Raw genomic sequence first — 16,636 nt, 5'->3', positions numbered from 1 at the left:
AGTCGGGATTCTTGCGGTTAACCAGGGGTTTACTTCTGCATGAACTTCAGCAGGCTTTCTGCTTCTTTGTAGTCATTGCTGATCATGTTCTTAGCGCTGCTTTCCGGTATCCAGAATACCGCTGCACCGGTATTTTCAACCAGTTGCTGAACCTTTTTAGATTTAAGAGCTTTCTGGGCAATAGAGGCAATCTTATCTTTCACTGCCTGAGGTGTACCCTTCTTCACGAACAGACCATTCCAGGTTGTCTGGGCGATACCTGTTTCTTCCTGCAACGTTGGTATCTGAGGTGCAATGCTCAGACGCTCATTGGTCAGAGAGGTCAGCAGTTTTACTTCGCCAGATTTAATGCAGGCCAGAATCTGCTGAGTTGTGGTGTTAATGACATCGGCATCGCCATTGGCCAGTGTTGAGCAGTCATTACTGTCAAATGGGGCATCAGACGAGAAGTGAATACCTGCAGCTTCTGCCGCTTTGAAGGTAATTGCTGTTGGCAGAGCCTGATAGCCAAAATGACCCAGCGAGACTTTATTGCTCTTAGAGTATTCAGCCAGCTCCTGCAGATTGCTATAAGGGGCATCGGCTTTTGTGGCGATAACAAATGGATAATCCAGGAAGATGCCTACCGGTTCAAACGTATCCTGATCATAGGGCGCATTACCCGATACCAGCTGAGTGGTTACCAGATCGGCTACAAAAGAGCCGATTGTCAGGCCATCAGCCCGTGCACGGGCAACACTGCTGGCACCCAGTACACCGCCGCCGCCGGGTTTATTCAGTACCGAAGCGGGTTTGCCTGTCTCCCGTGACATCTCTTCAGCAATCAGACGAGTCAGAACATCTTCCAGATCACCGGGAGGCCAGGGGACAACAAACTTAACCGGACGATTAGGATATTCTGCAGCAACTGCATGGCTGGTCAGAAGAGGGGCAGCAACCATCGCTGCAGCGATCAGAACTTTTTTTATTTTTCTCATAGGATTACCTCTGTTTTTATTTATTGGCTATGCCTGTTTACTGAGTGAATGCGTTGTTTTTTTAGTAAAAATTCTTGTTTTACTCTGATAAATGATTCGGTGCGATTGAGTAGAGCAAAGCAGATTTATCCGAATCCGATTTCTTGATGTCGGGTGAACGGAGTTCTATTGCAACGGATTTGTCAGATAAAGGTAATCAACCATAGGGTTGATCCGGTCAAAACAGAGGTACAGAAACAATACTCAGAGGATTAACTCCGATGAATGCTATGAGGACAAAATATTACGCAGTAATAGCAGATGTAAGGAGAGGAAAGTGACGTCTCTATAGAGGTGGAAGCTCATCAATGGCATAGGCCTGCTCCTGCAACCAGGGTGCAAAAGCCGGAAGTTGAGGAACCAGCTGTTGAGTGTAAATATCCTGACAGATCTGCACCACTTGCTGAGGCAGATCTCCGAACTCTCCACGGCGGAATAATAAGCCGATATAACGGGCATGATTGCCCTGCTCAATGGGTAATACTCTGACACCCTGTAGCAGAGCCTGATTCTGTAGCAGGCAGGTCGCAGGCGCAAACGCCCAGCCATGACCCTGTTGGACAAAACGCAGCAGAGTGGTGGTGTTATCCAGTTCAAAACGGATCGGTAATTCAACACCGATACGACGGGCAATTAACTGAGTCAGGCTGCCTAGCCTGAGCTGGCGGTTATACGCGATAAAAGGCAGCGATTGAACCAGTTCAGAGACGGTACTACCGGATAGCTGAGTATGATGTTCAGCCACCAGCAAAACAAAAGGGTCTCGCAATATGGGCTGCATGATCAGTTCAGGATGATCCTGCATAGGGTCGCTGGTCAGCAGCATATCAATATCCCGCTCCAGCAGGGCTTCTTTCAACGGAGCAACCAGACCGGTGCGAAGCGTCAGCTGATCCGCTACCGGCATCAGCATTTCCAGAATCTGTTGCCCTGCAGCGTCTGCAAAAGAATCGATCATGCCCAGCCGTAATTTGCTCAGACTATGCCCAGAAGCCATCTGTACATCCGCATGCATCCGCTGCATATCGGCGAACAGTTTACGAGCATAGCGACGTAGTACCCTGCCACCGGGCGTTAATTTTAACGGGCGGGAACGTCGTACCACTAACTCGGTGCCCAGCTGACTTTCCAGTTGTTTCATAGCCTGTGAAACGGCAGACTGAGTGATGTGCAGCTTTTCCCCTGCCTGAGTCAGGGTTTCAGACTCTGCCACTGTCAGCAGAATGCGCAATGCACTGAACTCAACTGATTTTTCTGGCTTCAGCATCATGCTCTCCTGTGATAATCAATAACCTGTGAAATCAGCAAAGACAGAGTCTGCGGGACAGTATCAGAGAGTCATTACAAGCACTGTCCGAAGGATTAAATCCGCAGCATACATTACTCATGCTGAAAAGAAATCATAACCGGAATAAAGAAAAGGAGGCAGATCGGAATCTGCCCAATACTGAACAAAAGCGTTCCCGAGATATTCCGCGTAATAACAGTAATAGATGGCATGGCCATATGGCGCTTTTGTTCAGGTGTTCAGCGCAAGGCAAGTAGATTGAAGTCTGAAATAACCGCTTAACTCCATGGAAACGGGCTGTTAGAAACCGGATGCAGTTTACCTTCAGCAAAGCGGGATAAACGGAATGGTTCCAGCAGAGCAGGTTTAGCACCACAGATCTCTTCTGCCACAAGTTTACCGACTCCCAGCATTTTATAGCCGTGGTTAGAGTCTGCAATCACAAAACAGTTTTTGCGTACGGTATCAAATACCGGGAAGCTATCCGGAGTAAAGCAGCCGATACCACCGGATGGCTCGTCCTTGTACTTCACAATAGTACCGGAGAAACGTTTCTGACAGTGCGCCAGTGCGGATACCCACATATGAGCAAACTCAGGGCCGACAATAAACTCCGGTGATTCAGGGCCATACGGATCAACCTGAACTTTATCCGCCGGTTTATCAACAATAAAGGGCGCTGCGCCACCCTGAACACCACCAAAGTGGAAATCAGGTTTGTAGTAAATACCCCACATCTCGTCTGTGATCAGAGAACCATCTTCATCCGACAACAGTGGTGCATTAGAGTCGACATGAATAACAGGTGGCATCTTGCCATCATTGGTGACCTGCATTTTCGGATCCACGCCCAGAGTACCTTCCTGCAGAGACCAGTACACCCACATAGGGATATCCGTTGCGATAGTGCCATCTGCCGGATTTTTGATATCCACGGTATTGGGCATATCCAGCATATCCCAGAAGGTTTTTACCCAGGGACCTGCACCTATCACAAGATAGTCAGTTTCAATCGTACCGCGATTGGTTTCTACAGCGGTGATCGCACCATCCGTGGCTTGTTTAAAGCCGGTGACTTCCACGCCGGACATGATACGAACACCTTCTGCTTCTGCTTTACCAGCCAGGCCATACATGGCTTTCGTATTGTTCGCATAACCGCCAGGCATTTCATGCAGTACCGAAGTGATGCCCTGAGCCTGCCAGTCGTGGAAGATATCCTTCATGTAGTTCATACAGTCTTTTTCGCCTTCGATGAAGCGAGACTCATAACCGATAGCCTGCTGCTGTTCATAGATAGAAGCAACATCTTCATGCATCGACTCAGGACTGATCTGCATGTAGCCCACAGGGTGGTAGCTGTATGCTTCAGGATCGCTTTCCCATACCTTAACGCTGTGGGCCATCAGTTCCCGCATTGCTGGCTGGTAGTAGTTGTTGCGGATAACACCGCAGGCAATGCCTGTAGCGCCAGCACTGATACCTGATTTATCAATCACCAGAATATCGCTGCCACTGCCTTTACCCTGAGCTTTTAACTGCAGAGCCAGATGATAAGCCGTACTCAGGCCATGAATACCTGCACCAATAATGACGTAGGGGGAATGGGTTGGAAAAGCCATAGTGTTATCCTTATTAAGACTTACAGGAACCTGATGTGATAACGACATTCGAATACACAACGGGTGTTATCAGATAAATAATTCACTTCTGACTCACCAGTCTGAAGCGGTTTCTTCAGACTATTCTTGATAATTCCCTGACAGCCAACAAGCAGATATAACCACTATTAGTAACTCTTATAATGGCCAGAAATAGCCACTTATGCTGCACTCAGAATGAGTGCATTTATATGGAGAGTTAACGTATCCGGGACATTAAAATGTTCTTTCGGGGAAAATCAGATGAGTCCGGGTTGTTTCTTGCTATAAGGTCAGGGGCTTGTTACAAGTAGTGCTTTTTAACTCGCTGAGAGATGGTATGAATAATTGTCTGGCCCGGATTTCTGTAATCTCTGTTTTGTCGCTATTGATTGTCGCCTGTAGCAGTAGTCCGAAGCTATCGGGTCTGAACAAAGAGCCTATTTCAAACTGGCAGGGATACGACAACCCCGGACAACTCAAAAGTTATACTGAAGAAGCTTTACAGAAGCATGGTCGTGATCTGTTAAAAACAGTGCCTGATGATATCGAAATGTATTGTCCGGCTTATGCTGATGCGACCCGATGGGAAAGAATGCAGTTCTGGAACAGGTTTATCTCCAGCTTATCTTATTTCGAAAGCAACCATAAAAATCAGGTCTGGTATCAGGAACGTTTTAACGATGCTCAAGGTCGGCCAGTCATCAGCCGGGGGTTGTTACAGATATCTATTGAAAGCGGTAACGGCTACCAGTGTGGACTAACGAACCCTCAGCAGTTACATGACCCTAAAACCAACATCAGTTGTGGCGTACGTATTCTGAATCGCTGGGTAGGTCAGAGGGACAAGGTTGTATCCGGTAATACCGGATGGTTGTTTTTTAGTGGGTCGTGGCTGGGGGCCGCCAGATACTGGAGCCCATTCCGTGATGAAGGAAAAAAACAGCGTATTGCTCTGGCCACCAGAGATCTGCCTTACTGCAAGAGCTGATTTATGCTGAAAACCGTCATCAGCACAGATCTTTGCCATCAGTGAATATGAAGCATTCTCCAGCCATAGATTGGAGAATGCTTCAGTTTCTTGCAGAATAATTTTTGCTCAGATGCTTAGTAAAAAAGCTTATCTGAAACACAACTCAGCCCACCGAGCCAGCCCCGCCGTGACTGAACCAAAGTAATCACCGTTAGCCATGGGAATGTCGCCTGCTGCCGATTGCACAGCACTTCTTAGTACCGGCGAACGTGATGATCCGCCTGTAATATAAATGACATCCGGTTTAACTGCAGCCTGAGCAATAGTCTCTTCAACCAGCTTTTTAATTCGCCTGACCGGAGTACTGACTGCCCGTTCCATTGCTTCAGTGGTGACCGGAATATCTAGTGGGCCGGATGGCAAATCGATACAGGCCTGATAGTGATCTGCACTGGAAAGCGCTATTTTAGCTTGTTCGGCTTCTGCAACCAGGCTGTAACCCAGTGTATTTTCATGCACCTCAATCAGACGCTGAAGCTTATCCGGTTGTTGAGCCGTTTGCTGAATCTGCTTCAGCTCATGGATATTATTCCGGGCATAGAATCGCCTCTGAGCTTCAACATCATTGATCGCAATCGATTCCCAGAACGGCATATTAGGGACTGGCAGCCCTGAGCGCGTCTCAGTGTCTTTGCCAAACTCGGACATAAAGTTCTTATTTGCCAGATGGATATCCAGATCATTACCACCGGTAAAACTGCCTGTGTGGCCCAGAAGGGTTTCAGAGCGTTCATGCTTACCCACCCAGTCAGGCCCCATACGAATCAGAGAGCAATCAGATGTACCGCCGCCAATATCCACAATCAGGACGTTCTGATCAGATGTCAGGCTGGCTTCATATTCAAGCCCGGCAGCCACAGGTTCAAACTGAAACTCAATATGTTTAAAACCGGCCCGGGTTGCAGCTTTGTGCAGGATATTGATTGCCTGCTGATTCGATTTTTCACCGCCCCGGTTATGAAAGGTGACCGGGCGACCAATCACCGCGGAATCAACTTCCTGCTGTAAGGATAACTCTGTGCGCTGTTTAACGTTCGCCATCATGGCACAGACAATATCTTCAAAAATGGCATAACGGATCTCATCCAGCCCCAGCATTCCCAGGAAAGATTTTGGCGATTTGACGTAATAAAAATCAGTGGGATCTTCCAGATACAGATCTGTCGCCTGTTTACCAAAGCGTAAGTCATCCCTCAGCACATCAAAACCTTCGTATCGATTGGTGTTAATTGAGCTTCTCAACAATCCTTCGCTGACAGCACCAATTGGCTTAATGTCCCAGTGGCGGTACAGGTATTCTGATACGGTCTCACGGTTAGGTGCACACAGTGTTGACGGAATTAACAGCTCATCGCCATTCAGAGGAATTGCCTGTACCTCATTATTGACCACATGAGCGACTGAACATGTTGCTGTACCAAAATCAAAACCAATGGCCATTTTTTTACCTATCGCCTGCTTACCTGCTGTTTATTTCACTGAGTGAATCAGAACGTTATCGACACACTTACCGTTTGCCCGGATTTCAGGCAAAGCGCGCAAGGATACCAGAAAAGCGGGACTTTAAAATGAATGAAGTGACATTGTGCGTCCAGATCTCAGTCCGCATTTTCATATCGGCAAGCTGGCAACCTGACTACAACTGAATCAAAGGCGCTTGACCCGTCTACAGGTGACGGCTTGATGATGGCTTTTTGTGAAGAAATGAGGTCAGGTTCATGTCAGTACTCACCAGAGAGCTAGTTTTAAAGCGGCTGGAACAACGCATTAATCATGTGATTCCGGTAAAGATACAAGGGATTTTGCTGGCATTAATATCTACCGGTTTGTTTGTACTGGTGGGGGTTCTGGTCAGGATATTAAGTGAACGCATTGATCTGTTTCAGATTCTGTTGTTCCGCCAGCTGGTCTTTATTGTGCTATTACTTCCATCCGTTAAAGCTTCGATCGATATATTGTTAAAGCCCCGGCAGGTCAAATTACACTTCCTGCGTATCTTCGGCGCATTTCTGGCACTCTACCTGGGGTTTGTCACTGTCAGCCATATCCCCCTGGCAGACGCAACGGCACTGGGATTTACTCAGGTACTGTTTGTGGCAGTCATCTCACGGTTATTTCTGTCTGAGGCGGTCGGGCTATCCAGATTGTTAACTATATTGATCGGTTTTGCAGGTGTGATATTAGTGGTACAACCAGAGTTTAATCAGAGTGCTGTGTATACCCTGACAGGTCTGATTGCTGCTTCAGGTGCTGCTGTTGCCGTGGTTTGTGTTCGAAAAATGGCTCAAACAGAACCCCGAGTTGTTTTGCTGAGTTATCAGGCTGTATTTGTTGGTTTGATCGCTTTACTTCCCAGCCTTATGAGCTGGCAATGGCCGACTTTATATGAACTGATGCTGTTAATTCTGGTTGGAGTTATTTCTTCTGTTGCTCAGTGGATTGGCATCACGGCTTATAAACTGGCAGAAGCGAATGTTATTGCGAATGTGGAGTACGCCAAAATTGTTTATTCTCTGGCGCTGGGTTACTGGTTATTTGCTGAGACTCCGGACACGTTAGCGGTATTGGGAGTACTGATCATTTTTACCAGTGCGATACTGCCTTTGTTGATGACGTTTTTATCTGTCCGCAGGTTCAGCTCGAATCAGCCGCCTGTCTGATAGAAAATGATTAATTGATAACCGGGTGCTTATAAATAGCACCCGGGTAAAAGCCCGCGATATGAGATGTTTTGCTCATATTCCGGTTCGGGATTACTGCGTTACAGCACAGATTCGAAGCATTCCAGCTGAGGCGGTCCCATGTAAATTTCTTTACGGGATCCGGCATTAGCATGGGCTTTTCTGAAAGCTTCCGATTTAGTCCAGTTCTCAAACGCTTCGCGGGACTCCCAGCTGGCATGAGAAGAGAACAGAGTGTATTCATCAGTACTTGCGCCCTGAAGAAGATTAAAGTTCTTAAAACCTGGTACGGTTTCCAGGTAGGAATCACGTCCTTTCCAGATCTCGATAAATTCCTGCTCATGGCCTGGTTTGATTTTGAAACGGTTCATTGCAATAAACATCTTTACCTCAATTTTTTATGTTATTTGAATAAGTTATGAGCAAAAATTTACTTAATATCGTTGTCTGATGCACTGGTTTTATAGCCTGTAAAGGATGCCTATGATCACAATATCCCAACTGGCAAAGAAATTTGCGCTATCAAGAACCACACTACTCTATTACGAACGAGAAGGTGTGTTAGTGCCTTCCCGGCGTTCAGATAATGGTTATCGCTGGTATGGTCCTGAAAAAGAGGCCCGGTTAGAAAAAATACTGGCTTATCGCTCCTTTGGTGTCTCTGTTGCGCAACTGACTGATTTACTGGACAGACCACAGAATGACACCGTGGCTCAAGAAAGTATTCTGATGGCTCAGTTTAATGCTCTGGAGCAGGAAATTCAGCAGCTCAGACTACAACAAAAAGCCATTGTTCAATTTATGGGATGTCCAGAGTTACTGGAACAAAAAATGATCAGTAAAGAAGGCTGGACGCAGATCATGCGCGATGCAGGGCTCACTGATGATGATATGCATAACTGGCATCGTCAGTTTGAATTAAGCCGGCCAGAAGAGCATCAGAAGTTTCTGGAGTCTCTGAATATCGATGCTGAAGAAATTACGCAGATCAGAGCCTGGTCCCGTGAAGGATAGCCAGCGTCTTCAGTGTTTGCGCTTTGAAATTAAAGCAGTCTCCGGAGCTATTATCTGACGGCTGAAATTAAATCTACTGTACATATATCAGTGAATTGAGGCTGATAAACCTTTTCTGTTCATATAGCATCATGACTTGCTATGTGTCTGCTATACACTTTCATACATTTCTATACTGCCAGGGCTCGGCAGCTTTACGATAATCTCCGCTTGCTACAGCAGACTGGCAGGTGGTTTTCAGGGGAGAAATGTGGTGCAGAAAATCCTGCTGGTTGAGGATGATAAAAAACTTGCCGAAATTCTTAAGGCTTATTTTACCCGCAATGGTTTTGATGTTGATATCGCGCTGACAGGTGAAGATGCCATTGCACTACTGGAAAATATTGAGCCGGATATCATTATTCTGGATCTGATGTTACCCGGTATGGACGGGCTGAGTATCTGTCGTCATATACGTTCAGATTATGCTGGAAAAATACTGTTTCTGACTGCCAGTGACGATGATATGGATCAGGTTGCGGCTCTTGAAATGGGAGCGGATGACTTTGTCTGCAAGCCGCTGCAGCCCAGAGTCTTACTGGCCAGAATTCGTATGCTGCTCAGGCGCAAAGAGCAGGAATCTCAGCCTGGCAATCACGGTGATGAATCCCAGAAAAGCCTGTTAATAGGTTCTCTGGAGCTGAGAAGAAAACAACAGGTTTGTTTACTCCACGGAGAAGAGGTCGCTCTGACATCCGGAGAGTTTGATCTGCTCTGGCTGCTGGCCTGTCACGGAGATCAGCCTTTATCAAGAGATGAACTGGTCAGGAAAACCCGGGGCATTGAGTATGATGGCCTGGACAGAACCATTGATAATCGAATTGTCAGCTTACGCAAAAAGCTGGGAGATAGTTCTTCAAGGCCGAAACATATCATCACTGTACGTGGGAAAGGTTATATGCTGGCAACAGATAGCTGGTAAACGCGATAGGGTTCAGTGTAAGCATTTTTAATAGCTGGTACTGCTAAAGTCTTTGCCCATACCTTCCCGTTTTCTTTCTTTTTATTCTCTGATGGGGAAGACATGGCCCGTATTTTTATTTCTTTGTATGCCGGTCTTATTGCAGCGATTCTGCTGTTCTGGGTCACGATGGTCTATCTGTATGGCGAACGGGAGCAGATAGAATCCCGCAGGATTCTTCAGGGCTATACCGCTTTATCCGGTATGATTTATGAGATGGAAGGTGAACAGGCCTGGCTGGAAGCACTTAATACTGCGGCAAGAATCAATCTGATGAAAATCGAACCGGTTAACGTTGATGATTTCTTGTCTGATGAAGAAAAACAGCAACTTCATAAACAGGGTTCTCTGGCCAGAAGTCAGCAGGGAACGCCTTATGATGAATTTTTCATTGCTGAAACAACGCCCGGAGCCGTCGTCAGGGTTCGTTATGATGATAGCAGTGATTACTGGCAGGAATCTGAAGTAGCTATTTTCTTTGTTCGCTTTGGTCTTTTTATCATTATTGCAATTGCTCTGGCACTCTGGTTGTGGCGCTTTCATCGCAAACTGATGAAGCTACAACTGGTGGCACAGCAATTGGCAGAAGGTAATCTGTCAGCCAGAGCGCCTGAGGGTTTTTTTCAGGATGTAGGTCATCTGAATAAAGCTTTTAATCATATGGCAGAGCGGCTGGAGGTGCTGATCTCCAGTCATAAACGTCTGACTAATGCCGTTGCTCACGAATTAAGAACACCGGTTTTCCGTTTACGTTGTCAGCTGGAGTTACTATTTCCCAATATGTCGGAGGAAGAGATTGATGCTTTTGTTGTCAGTATGGATGAAGATCTGGAAGAACTGGATACTCTGGTTGATGAGTTGCTGAGCTATGCCCGAATGGAATCAGGGCGGCAGTCTGTTTCTTTACAAAGTACCGAACTGAATAGCTGGCTGCGGCAGCAGACAGATTTTTTCGCCAGAGCCTGTCCGAAGCAAATTTTATTTCCTGCAGAAAATGCTGTTGCTATCTGTATCAACCTGGATGTTGATCTTGTTCGGCGGGCTTTAAGTAATCTGACCGGTAATGCCGCAACGTATGCTCAGACTACTGTGGAGGTATCCTGTTATCGTTCGGGGCGTCACGTCATCATCGCCGTTGACGACGATGGGCCGGGTATTCCTGAGTCGGACCGTGAAAGGGTACTGGAACCTTTTGAACGTCTGGATCGTTCCAGAAATCGTTCTTCAGGTGGCTATGGTCTTGGATTGTCGATCTGTCGGGAAATTGCCTTACTGCACAAAGGCCGTCTGGAGATATCAGATTCTGATCTTGGAGGAGCCCGTATTATGCTGGTGCTGCCTGCAGATCTGCAGGAGGATGTCTGAAGTAGTCGGAGTGATGTCATGGCATGTTATTGCAGTATTACATACTCATACACATACGAGCTTTTATTCTAATGATGCCTGTTTCAGACTTAATTCCGGGATTGATTAATCAGGATTAGTTATGAAACAGCTTGTTTTTACGGCACTGTGTTGCTCTGTCATCTCTTCTGCTCACGTCACAGCAGACATGCTGGATGAAGGAACGCTGACTCTGGGGGTAGGCGGCGGAGTACACGATGGTTTATACAAAGGGCAGGATACAGAGGATTTTGCATTCCCTGTTATCTCTTATGAGAACGGCCCGTTAAGCATCAGCGGAGAGGGCATTATATATCGTCTGACCGAAGCCGAAGATGGCCAGTTTGCAATTAGTGCAGGTCTGGGTGTATCCGGTAACAGCTACAAAAGCAGTGATGCTGACGGTCTGAAAGGTATGTCACGTCGTCATGATGGTGTTGATATTGGTGCAGGAATCGCCTGGGAAACGGGTATGGGGTCTTTCTCTGCTATGGTGCGTCAGGATGTATCTGATACCCATAAAGGCCAGCAACTGGATCTGGGCTATGAAATCACCTTACCTGTGCACCCGTATCTGCTGGTATCTCCATCTGCCGGGGTAAGCTATCAGAGTGAAGATTATGTCGACTATTACTTCGGCGTAAAGGATAAAGAAGCTACGGCTGATCGCGCCGCTTACAAAGGCGATGGCACAGTAAATACAACACTGGGTGTCAGCTTTATCATTCCGATCACAGATCATTGGAACATTATTAATGCGAACACTTACACCTGGCTGGGTGATGGCATTTCCGATTCTCCGATTGTACGTAAAGATAAAATCTGGAGTACCAGCCTGATCACAACCTATACCTTCTGAGGTATTAAAAATACCCAGGTGCAAAGATTATCGTAAAAAGTACCTGGCCCGGACTGATCACGCCCACCACTATAGATTAAGCTGATCAGTCTGTTATCAGGTCATCGCGTCAGGATATTTTTGAACGGGGACTGGTTTTTATTCAGTAGTTATAATCGGTGTTAACAGGCTTTATATGTTTGCAGAAGTGACTGCTGTAATGGGTTTTTGGTAATATTTAGAGTATTACATCTATATTCTTTTCGTTCTTCGCAGCAACGTCTGCGCATATGGTACAGGTATGATTTCCTCAAAGATTAGGTTTTCCCGGATCGTTGCAGTAGCGGCTGTTGCTGGTCTTATATACTGGGGAATGACCGCAGAAGTGTTGTCTGCACAAAAAGAAGCTCCGGATGCAGAAGATAATGCTGTATCGGTGTCAGCATTAACCCAGGTGGAGACCCGTATTATTCAGGCGCAGTCTTATGATAAGCAAAGAGTAGCACAGGGGCAGATTGAAGCCTGGCGCAGTGTTGAGCTAAGAGCTCAGGTTTCAGGCACGGTTCGCGAACTGCCTGTTGAACAAGGGCATAGCCTGGAAGCAGGCGACCTGCTGCTGAAATTGTCTGACTCTGAATTTAAGGCCCGGCTGCGTAGTGCAGAAGCTGAGGTTCGTTTGAAAAAGGCTGAGCTGGAAGCAGCAAAACGGCTGAAGCGTACGAATCTGCAGACAGAGACAGAAGTTCTTAGGCTTCAAAGTGAGCTGGAAAATGCCAGAGCATCTTTGGTGTCGGCAAAAGAAAACCTGAAACATGCGGCACCTGTAGCACCTTTTGCCGGTGTGCTGGATAAAAATGATGCCGAGCTGGGGCAATTTCTGTCATCCGGAGATAGCTGGGGCAGGTTGGTCAATATCGATAAGCTGAAAGTAACGGCTCAGATACCTCAGCAACATATTGCTGAAGTTTCAGTAGGGCAGACGACCAGGGTTGTATTGCTGGATGGCCGGGAACTGGAGGGAGTGGTCAGTTTTGTTGCCAGTGCTGCTGAAACCAGTACCCGGAGCTTTCGGGTCGAAGTGATGGTTGAAAACCCTGAGCAGCTGCGTATTGCGGGTGCCAGTGCCACTCTGGTCATCAACCTGGGCAGTATCCGTGCTCATAAAGTATCCCCGGCTCTGTTAAGTCTGGATGATAAAGGCCAGCTGGGTGTGAAGTGGGTTGATGCCGCAGATCGGGTTGTATTTCAGAAGGTAGAGTTGCTTAGTACCGGAACAGATGGTGCCTGGATTGGTGGTCTGCCTGAAAAGACACGTGTGATCTCGGTGGGTGGTGGCTTTGTTGAGCACGGGCAACAGGTTAGTCCGGCTCTGGCTGACACGGCTTCTGCCGGAGGTAACTGAATATGACAGCCTTAATTCGCGCTGCCATGGATCGTAGCCGGGCAACACTTTTTATCCTCATGATGCTGATTATCGGCGGCTTCTCCGCCTATCAGGTGATTCCGAAAGAATCTAACCCGGATGTCACTATTCCTGTTATTTATGTTTCCATGAGCCTTAGCGGTATCAGCCCGGAAGATGCTGAACGCTTGCTGGTTCGACCAATGGAACAGGAGTTGAGATCTCTGGCTGGTGTGAAAAAAATGACGTCAGTGGCAGGGGAGGGGCACTCTTCGGTTACTCTGGAGTTTGATGCTGGTTTTGACCCTAAAACGGCATTGCAGGATGTCAGGGAAAAAGTAGATAACGCAAAAGCCAAACTGCCGGAAGAAGCTGATGAGCCCGCGGTTCATGAGATTAATGTAGCGCTGTTTCCGGTATTATCAGTAGGGTTATCCGGTCCGCTTAGTGAAGCGGATCTGGTGTTTATTGCCCGTCGCCTGAAGCAGGAAATTGAAGGTATTCCTGAAGTACTGGAAGTGGATATTGGCGGTGATCGTGAGGATTTACTGGAAATTATTGTCGATCCGCAGGCAATGGACAGCTACAACCTGGACTATACCGATCTGTATAACCTGGTGACCAGTAACAACCAGCTGGTCGCTGCTGGCAGCCTGGATTCAGGTGCCGGGCGAATGACACTTAAAATCCCCGGAGTCATTGAAGGGCTGGATGATGTGATGAATATGCCGGTGAAGGTTGATGGCGATACCGTCGTGACTTTTCAGGATGTGGCTATGATTCGCCGGACCTTTACTGATCCTAAAGGCTTTGCCCGCATTAATGGGCAGCCGGGTGTTGTACTGGAAATATCCAAGCGGGCGGGTGCGAATATCATAATGACCACAGAGAAAGTAAAAGCTCTGTTGGATATTGCCAGTGATCAGTTACCTGCCGATCTGGATGTCCGTTTTATTATGGACCAGTCCTCTGAAGTGCGTAATATGTTATCAGATCTGCTGAATAACGTACTGACTGCGGTCATTCTGGTGCTGATCATTATGCTGTTTGCTATGGGGACCAAACCGGCATTGTTGGTGGGGCTGACGATTCCCGGAGCCTTTCTGACTGGCATTCTGGTGGTCTGGGGGCTGGGCTTTACCATGAATATGATTGTGCTCTTCTCTCTGATTCTGGTTGCAGGGATGCTGGTTGATGGTGCGATTGTGGTTTCAGAGCTGGCAGATCGGAATCAGTCTGAAGGCATGAGTCGTCAGGAGGCCTGGGCGCAGGCGGCTAGTCGAATGGCCTGGCCGATTATCGCTTCTACAATGACGACTATTATGGTCTTTCTTCCTCTGCTGTTCTGGCCTGGCGTGATGGGCGAGTTTATGAAATATCTGCCCGCAACAGTAATGATCTGTCTGTTTGCCTCTCTGGCTATGGCGCTGGTATTTCTGCCTGTAATGGGAAAGGTTATTGGGCGAAAAGAGCGTACCGAATCCAGTAAAAAAACAGAGGCAGAAAATGATCAGACGTCAGTGGAGCAGCCATCTCTGGCAGGACGTGGTTACCGGGCTGTACTCAGAGGAATGTTAAGCTGGCCCGGTACGACGTTTACGGGATTAATGTTAATTATGGCGGGTATCTACTGGTTCTATGCCCAGAATAATTATGGTGTTGAGTTCTTCCCCGATGTTGAACCCGAATCTGCTCAGGTGCAGATTCGTACCCTGGGTGATTTTTCTGTGTATGAAAAGGATGAGTTGCTGCGTCGGGTTGAATCCCGTTTGTATGGCATGCCTGAAGTTGAAGCACTTTACGCCCGTTCATTTGATGGTACAGATGGCCAGCTGGGAGCTGATGTTATCGGTGTGATCCAGTTCCAGTTTATTGACTGGGAAGAGCGCCGGCCTGCCAGTGTAATCATGGCGGAAATGAAAGAACGTACCCGGGATATTCCGGGGTTGATACTTGAATTCCGCAAACAGGAAGATGGTCCCTCTGGCGGTAAGCCTGTTGAGGTTCAGGTCAGTGGTGCTGCACCCGCTGAGATTAACCGCGCCGTACAGCAAGTCAGGGATATTATGGATGAGCTGGGTGGCTTTTCTGATGTTAATGATAACCGGGCATTACCGGGTATTGAATGGCGCTTTGAGGTTAATCGTGCTCAGGCGGCTCGTTATGGTGCCACTGTTGCCAGTGTGGGTAATGCGGTACAACTGGTGAGTAATGGCTTAAAGCTGGCAACCTATCGTCCGGAAGATGCCAGTGATGAAGTAGATATCCGGGTTCGTCTGCCAGAATATGCCCGAACACTGGATCAGTTGAATCGTCAGACTCTGAATACACCGGCTGGATTGGTTCCTCTCAGTAACTTCGTGACGCTGACACCTGTGCCTAAAACAGGGGTGTTACGTCGTCTGGATGGACAGAGAACCATTACGATTGAGGGGGATGTGGCAGAAGGTTATCAGGTCGATGAGCGCCTGGGAGTTCTGAAAGTTCGTCTGAACGAGCTGCCAGATACAGTAAAAGTTCAGTTTGGTGGTGAAGATGCGGATCAACAGGAATCTATGGTTTTCCTGGCCAGTGCTTTTGTCATCGCGATTCTGCTGATGATGCTGATTCTGATTATTCAATTCAACAGTTTCTATCAGACACTTCTGGTACTTTCCGCCATTGTATTTTCTACTGCAGGCGTGCTGTTGGGGCTGCTGGTAACAGGTCAGGCTTTTGGTGTTGTGATGGTCGGTATGGGGATTATTGCTCTGGCCGGTATTGTGGTAAACAACAATATTGTTCTGATTGATACCTATAACCATATGCGCCAAGATGGCTTGTCCGCGTTTGATGCAGCACTGGAAACTGGCTCTATCAGACTTCGGCCAGTGCTATTGACTGCAACGACAACCATTCTGGGGCTGATGCCTATGGTGCTGGGAGTTAATGTTAATCTGGTTGAGCACTCTCTGGGTATAGGGGCTCCGTCTACTCAGTGGTGGACTCAGTTATCCAGTGCAATTGCTGGTGGGTTGGCCTTTGCGACCTTGCTGACACTGTTCCTGACACCTTGTATGCTGGTGATTGGCGAAGGCTTTGCAAACAACTGGCTGTTTCGTTTACTTCGCAGGCTTTTTAAAGGTAAGAAGTCTGATCAGCAGGATAAGAAATCCAGTCAGGTTCTCAGTACCTCAGAAGCCTCCTGATATAGCTCACAATCATATCTGTTAGTAAAACCCGGTCCCAGAGGCCGGGTTTGCTGTTTTTCGGTTCTTCGACGTTTCATGTGGATTTACCTGATTGAACCTGTACCTCTATTGGACTGCCAATCAGGTAAATCATATTGATAAAGTTCTTTG

13 protein-coding genes are annotated in these 16,636 nt (G+C 47.4%); 8 read left to right on the top strand and 5 right to left on the bottom strand.

Annotation, left to right across the window (positions count from 1 at the left end):
* Positions 1 to 29: 29 nt before the first annotated feature.
* From H4O21_RS13455 to H4O21_RS13445, 3 genes are all read right to left on the bottom strand, one after another.
* Positions 30 to 977, bottom strand: coding sequence for a tripartite tricarboxylate transporter substrate binding protein (locus H4O21_RS13455; protein WP_182809398.1), 948 nt, complete (start codon positions 975 to 977; stop codon positions 30 to 32).
* Positions 978 to 1,302: 325 nt separating this feature from the next.
* Positions 1,303 to 2,286, bottom strand: a complete 984-nt coding sequence (locus tag H4O21_RS13450; protein WP_182809397.1) for a LysR family transcriptional regulator — start codon at positions 2,284 to 2,286, stop codon at positions 1,303 to 1,305.
* A 296-nt stretch (positions 2,287 to 2,582) separates the two neighbouring features.
* Entirely contained in the window at positions 2,583 to 3,926 is a 1,344-nt protein-coding gene (locus H4O21_RS13445) for an NAD(P)/FAD-dependent oxidoreductase (RefSeq protein ID WP_182809396.1), read from the bottom strand.
* Positions 3,927 to 4,284: 358 nt separating this feature from the next.
* Between H4O21_RS13445 and H4O21_RS13440 the strand changes: the two genes are divergently transcribed.
* Positions 4,285 to 4,935 carry a hypothetical protein gene (locus H4O21_RS13440; RefSeq protein ID WP_182809395.1) on the top strand — a complete coding sequence of 217 codons (651 nt, stop codon included), beginning with the start codon at positions 4,285 to 4,287 and terminating at the stop codon, positions 4,933 to 4,935.
* 129 nt (positions 4,936 to 5,064) lie between these two features.
* On the opposite strand, the gene yegD is transcribed toward H4O21_RS13440, so the two are convergent.
* Positions 5,065 to 6,417 (bottom strand): molecular chaperone, encoded by a 1,353-nt coding sequence (gene yegD, locus H4O21_RS13435; protein ID WP_182809394.1) that lies wholly within the window; start codon positions 6,415 to 6,417, stop codon positions 5,065 to 5,067.
* 278 nt (positions 6,418 to 6,695) lie between these two features.
* Here yegD and H4O21_RS13430 point away from each other — a divergent pair, with 278 nt between their 5' ends.
* The gene (locus tag H4O21_RS13430; protein WP_182809393.1) at positions 6,696 to 7,637 is read left to right on the top strand and encodes a DMT family transporter; all 942 of its coding nucleotides are present in this window, start codon (positions 6,696 to 6,698) and stop codon (positions 7,635 to 7,637) included.
* Positions 7,638 to 7,738: 101 nt separating this feature from the next.
* On the opposite strand, the gene hmuQ is transcribed toward H4O21_RS13430, so the two are convergent.
* On the bottom strand, positions 7,739 to 8,041 hold the full coding sequence (hmuQ, locus tag H4O21_RS13425) for a heme-degrading protein HmuQ (RefSeq protein WP_182809392.1): 303 nt from the start codon (positions 8,039 to 8,041) through the stop codon (positions 7,739 to 7,741).
* A 100-nt stretch (positions 8,042 to 8,141) separates the two neighbouring features.
* Here hmuQ and H4O21_RS13420 point away from each other — a divergent pair, with 100 nt between their 5' ends.
* The 6 genes from H4O21_RS13420 to H4O21_RS13395 all read left to right on the top strand — a co-directional run bounded on the left by H4O21_RS13420 (position 8,142) and on the right by H4O21_RS13395 (position 16,483).
* Entirely contained in the window at positions 8,142 to 8,672 is a 531-nt protein-coding gene (locus H4O21_RS13420) for a MerR family transcriptional regulator (RefSeq protein ID WP_182809391.1), read from the top strand.
* A 250-nt stretch (positions 8,673 to 8,922) separates the two neighbouring features.
* Entirely contained in the window at positions 8,923 to 9,633 is a 711-nt protein-coding gene (locus H4O21_RS13415; RefSeq protein ID WP_182809390.1) for a response regulator, read from the top strand.
* Positions 9,634 to 9,735: 102 nt separating this feature from the next.
* A complete protein-coding gene (locus tag H4O21_RS13410) occupies positions 9,736 to 11,037 on the top strand; it encodes an ATP-binding protein (RefSeq protein ID WP_182809389.1) in 1,302 nt (433 codons plus the stop codon).
* A gap of 121 nt (positions 11,038 to 11,158) precedes the next feature.
* A complete protein-coding gene (locus H4O21_RS13405; RefSeq protein WP_182809388.1) occupies positions 11,159 to 11,914 on the top strand; it encodes a MipA/OmpV family protein in 756 nt (251 codons plus the stop codon).
* 280 nt (positions 11,915 to 12,194) lie between these two features.
* Complete coding sequence (locus H4O21_RS13400; protein WP_182809387.1) at positions 12,195 to 13,295, top strand: efflux RND transporter periplasmic adaptor subunit; 1,101 nt, start codon at positions 12,195 to 12,197, stop codon at positions 13,293 to 13,295.
* 2 nt (positions 13,296 to 13,297) lie between these two features.
* Positions 13,298 to 16,483, top strand: coding sequence for an efflux RND transporter permease subunit (locus tag H4O21_RS13395; RefSeq protein WP_182809386.1), 3,186 nt, complete (start codon positions 13,298 to 13,300; stop codon positions 16,481 to 16,483).
* Positions 16,484 to 16,636 lie beyond the last annotated feature (153 nt).

The sequence above is a fragment of the Oceanospirillum sediminis genome, assembly GCF_014164585.1.
GTDB lineage: Bacteria > Pseudomonadota > Gammaproteobacteria > Pseudomonadales > Halomonadaceae > Oceanospirillum > Oceanospirillum sediminis.
This window is presented reverse-complemented; position numbering and strand designations above follow the sequence as displayed.

Bases quoted from the DNA above. Each gene is read 5' to 3' on its own strand.
- H4O21_RS13455 (WP_182809398.1), bottom strand. From the start codon at position 977: ATGAGAAAAATAAAAAAAGTTCTGATCGCTGCAGCGATGGTTGCTGCC.
- H4O21_RS13450 (WP_182809397.1), bottom strand. From the start codon at position 2,286: ATGATGCTGAAGCCAGAAAAATCAGTTGAGTTCAGTGCATTGCGCATT.
- H4O21_RS13445 (WP_182809396.1), bottom strand. From the start codon at position 3,926: ATGGCTTTTCCAACCCATTCCCCCTACGTCATTATTGGTGCAGGTATT.
- H4O21_RS13440 (WP_182809395.1), top strand. From the start codon at position 4,285: ATGAATAATTGTCTGGCCCGGATTTCTGTAATCTCTGTTTTGTCGCTA.
- yegD (WP_182809394.1), bottom strand. From the start codon at position 6,417: ATGGCCATTGGTTTTGATTTTGGTACAGCAACATGTTCAGTCGCTCAT.
- H4O21_RS13430 (WP_182809393.1), top strand. From the start codon at position 6,696: ATGTCAGTACTCACCAGAGAGCTAGTTTTAAAGCGGCTGGAACAACGC.
- hmuQ (WP_182809392.1), bottom strand. From the start codon at position 8,041: ATGTTTATTGCAATGAACCGTTTCAAAATCAAACCAGGCCATGAGCAG.
- H4O21_RS13420 (WP_182809391.1), top strand. From the start codon at position 8,142: ATGATCACAATATCCCAACTGGCAAAGAAATTTGCGCTATCAAGAACC.
- H4O21_RS13410 (WP_182809389.1), top strand. From the start codon at position 9,736: ATGGCCCGTATTTTTATTTCTTTGTATGCCGGTCTTATTGCAGCGATT.
- H4O21_RS13405 (WP_182809388.1), top strand. From the start codon at position 11,159: ATGAAACAGCTTGTTTTTACGGCACTGTGTTGCTCTGTCATCTCTTCT.
- H4O21_RS13400 (WP_182809387.1), top strand. From the start codon at position 12,195: ATGATTTCCTCAAAGATTAGGTTTTCCCGGATCGTTGCAGTAGCGGCT.
- H4O21_RS13395 (WP_182809386.1), top strand. From the start codon at position 13,298: ATGACAGCCTTAATTCGCGCTGCCATGGATCGTAGCCGGGCAACACTT.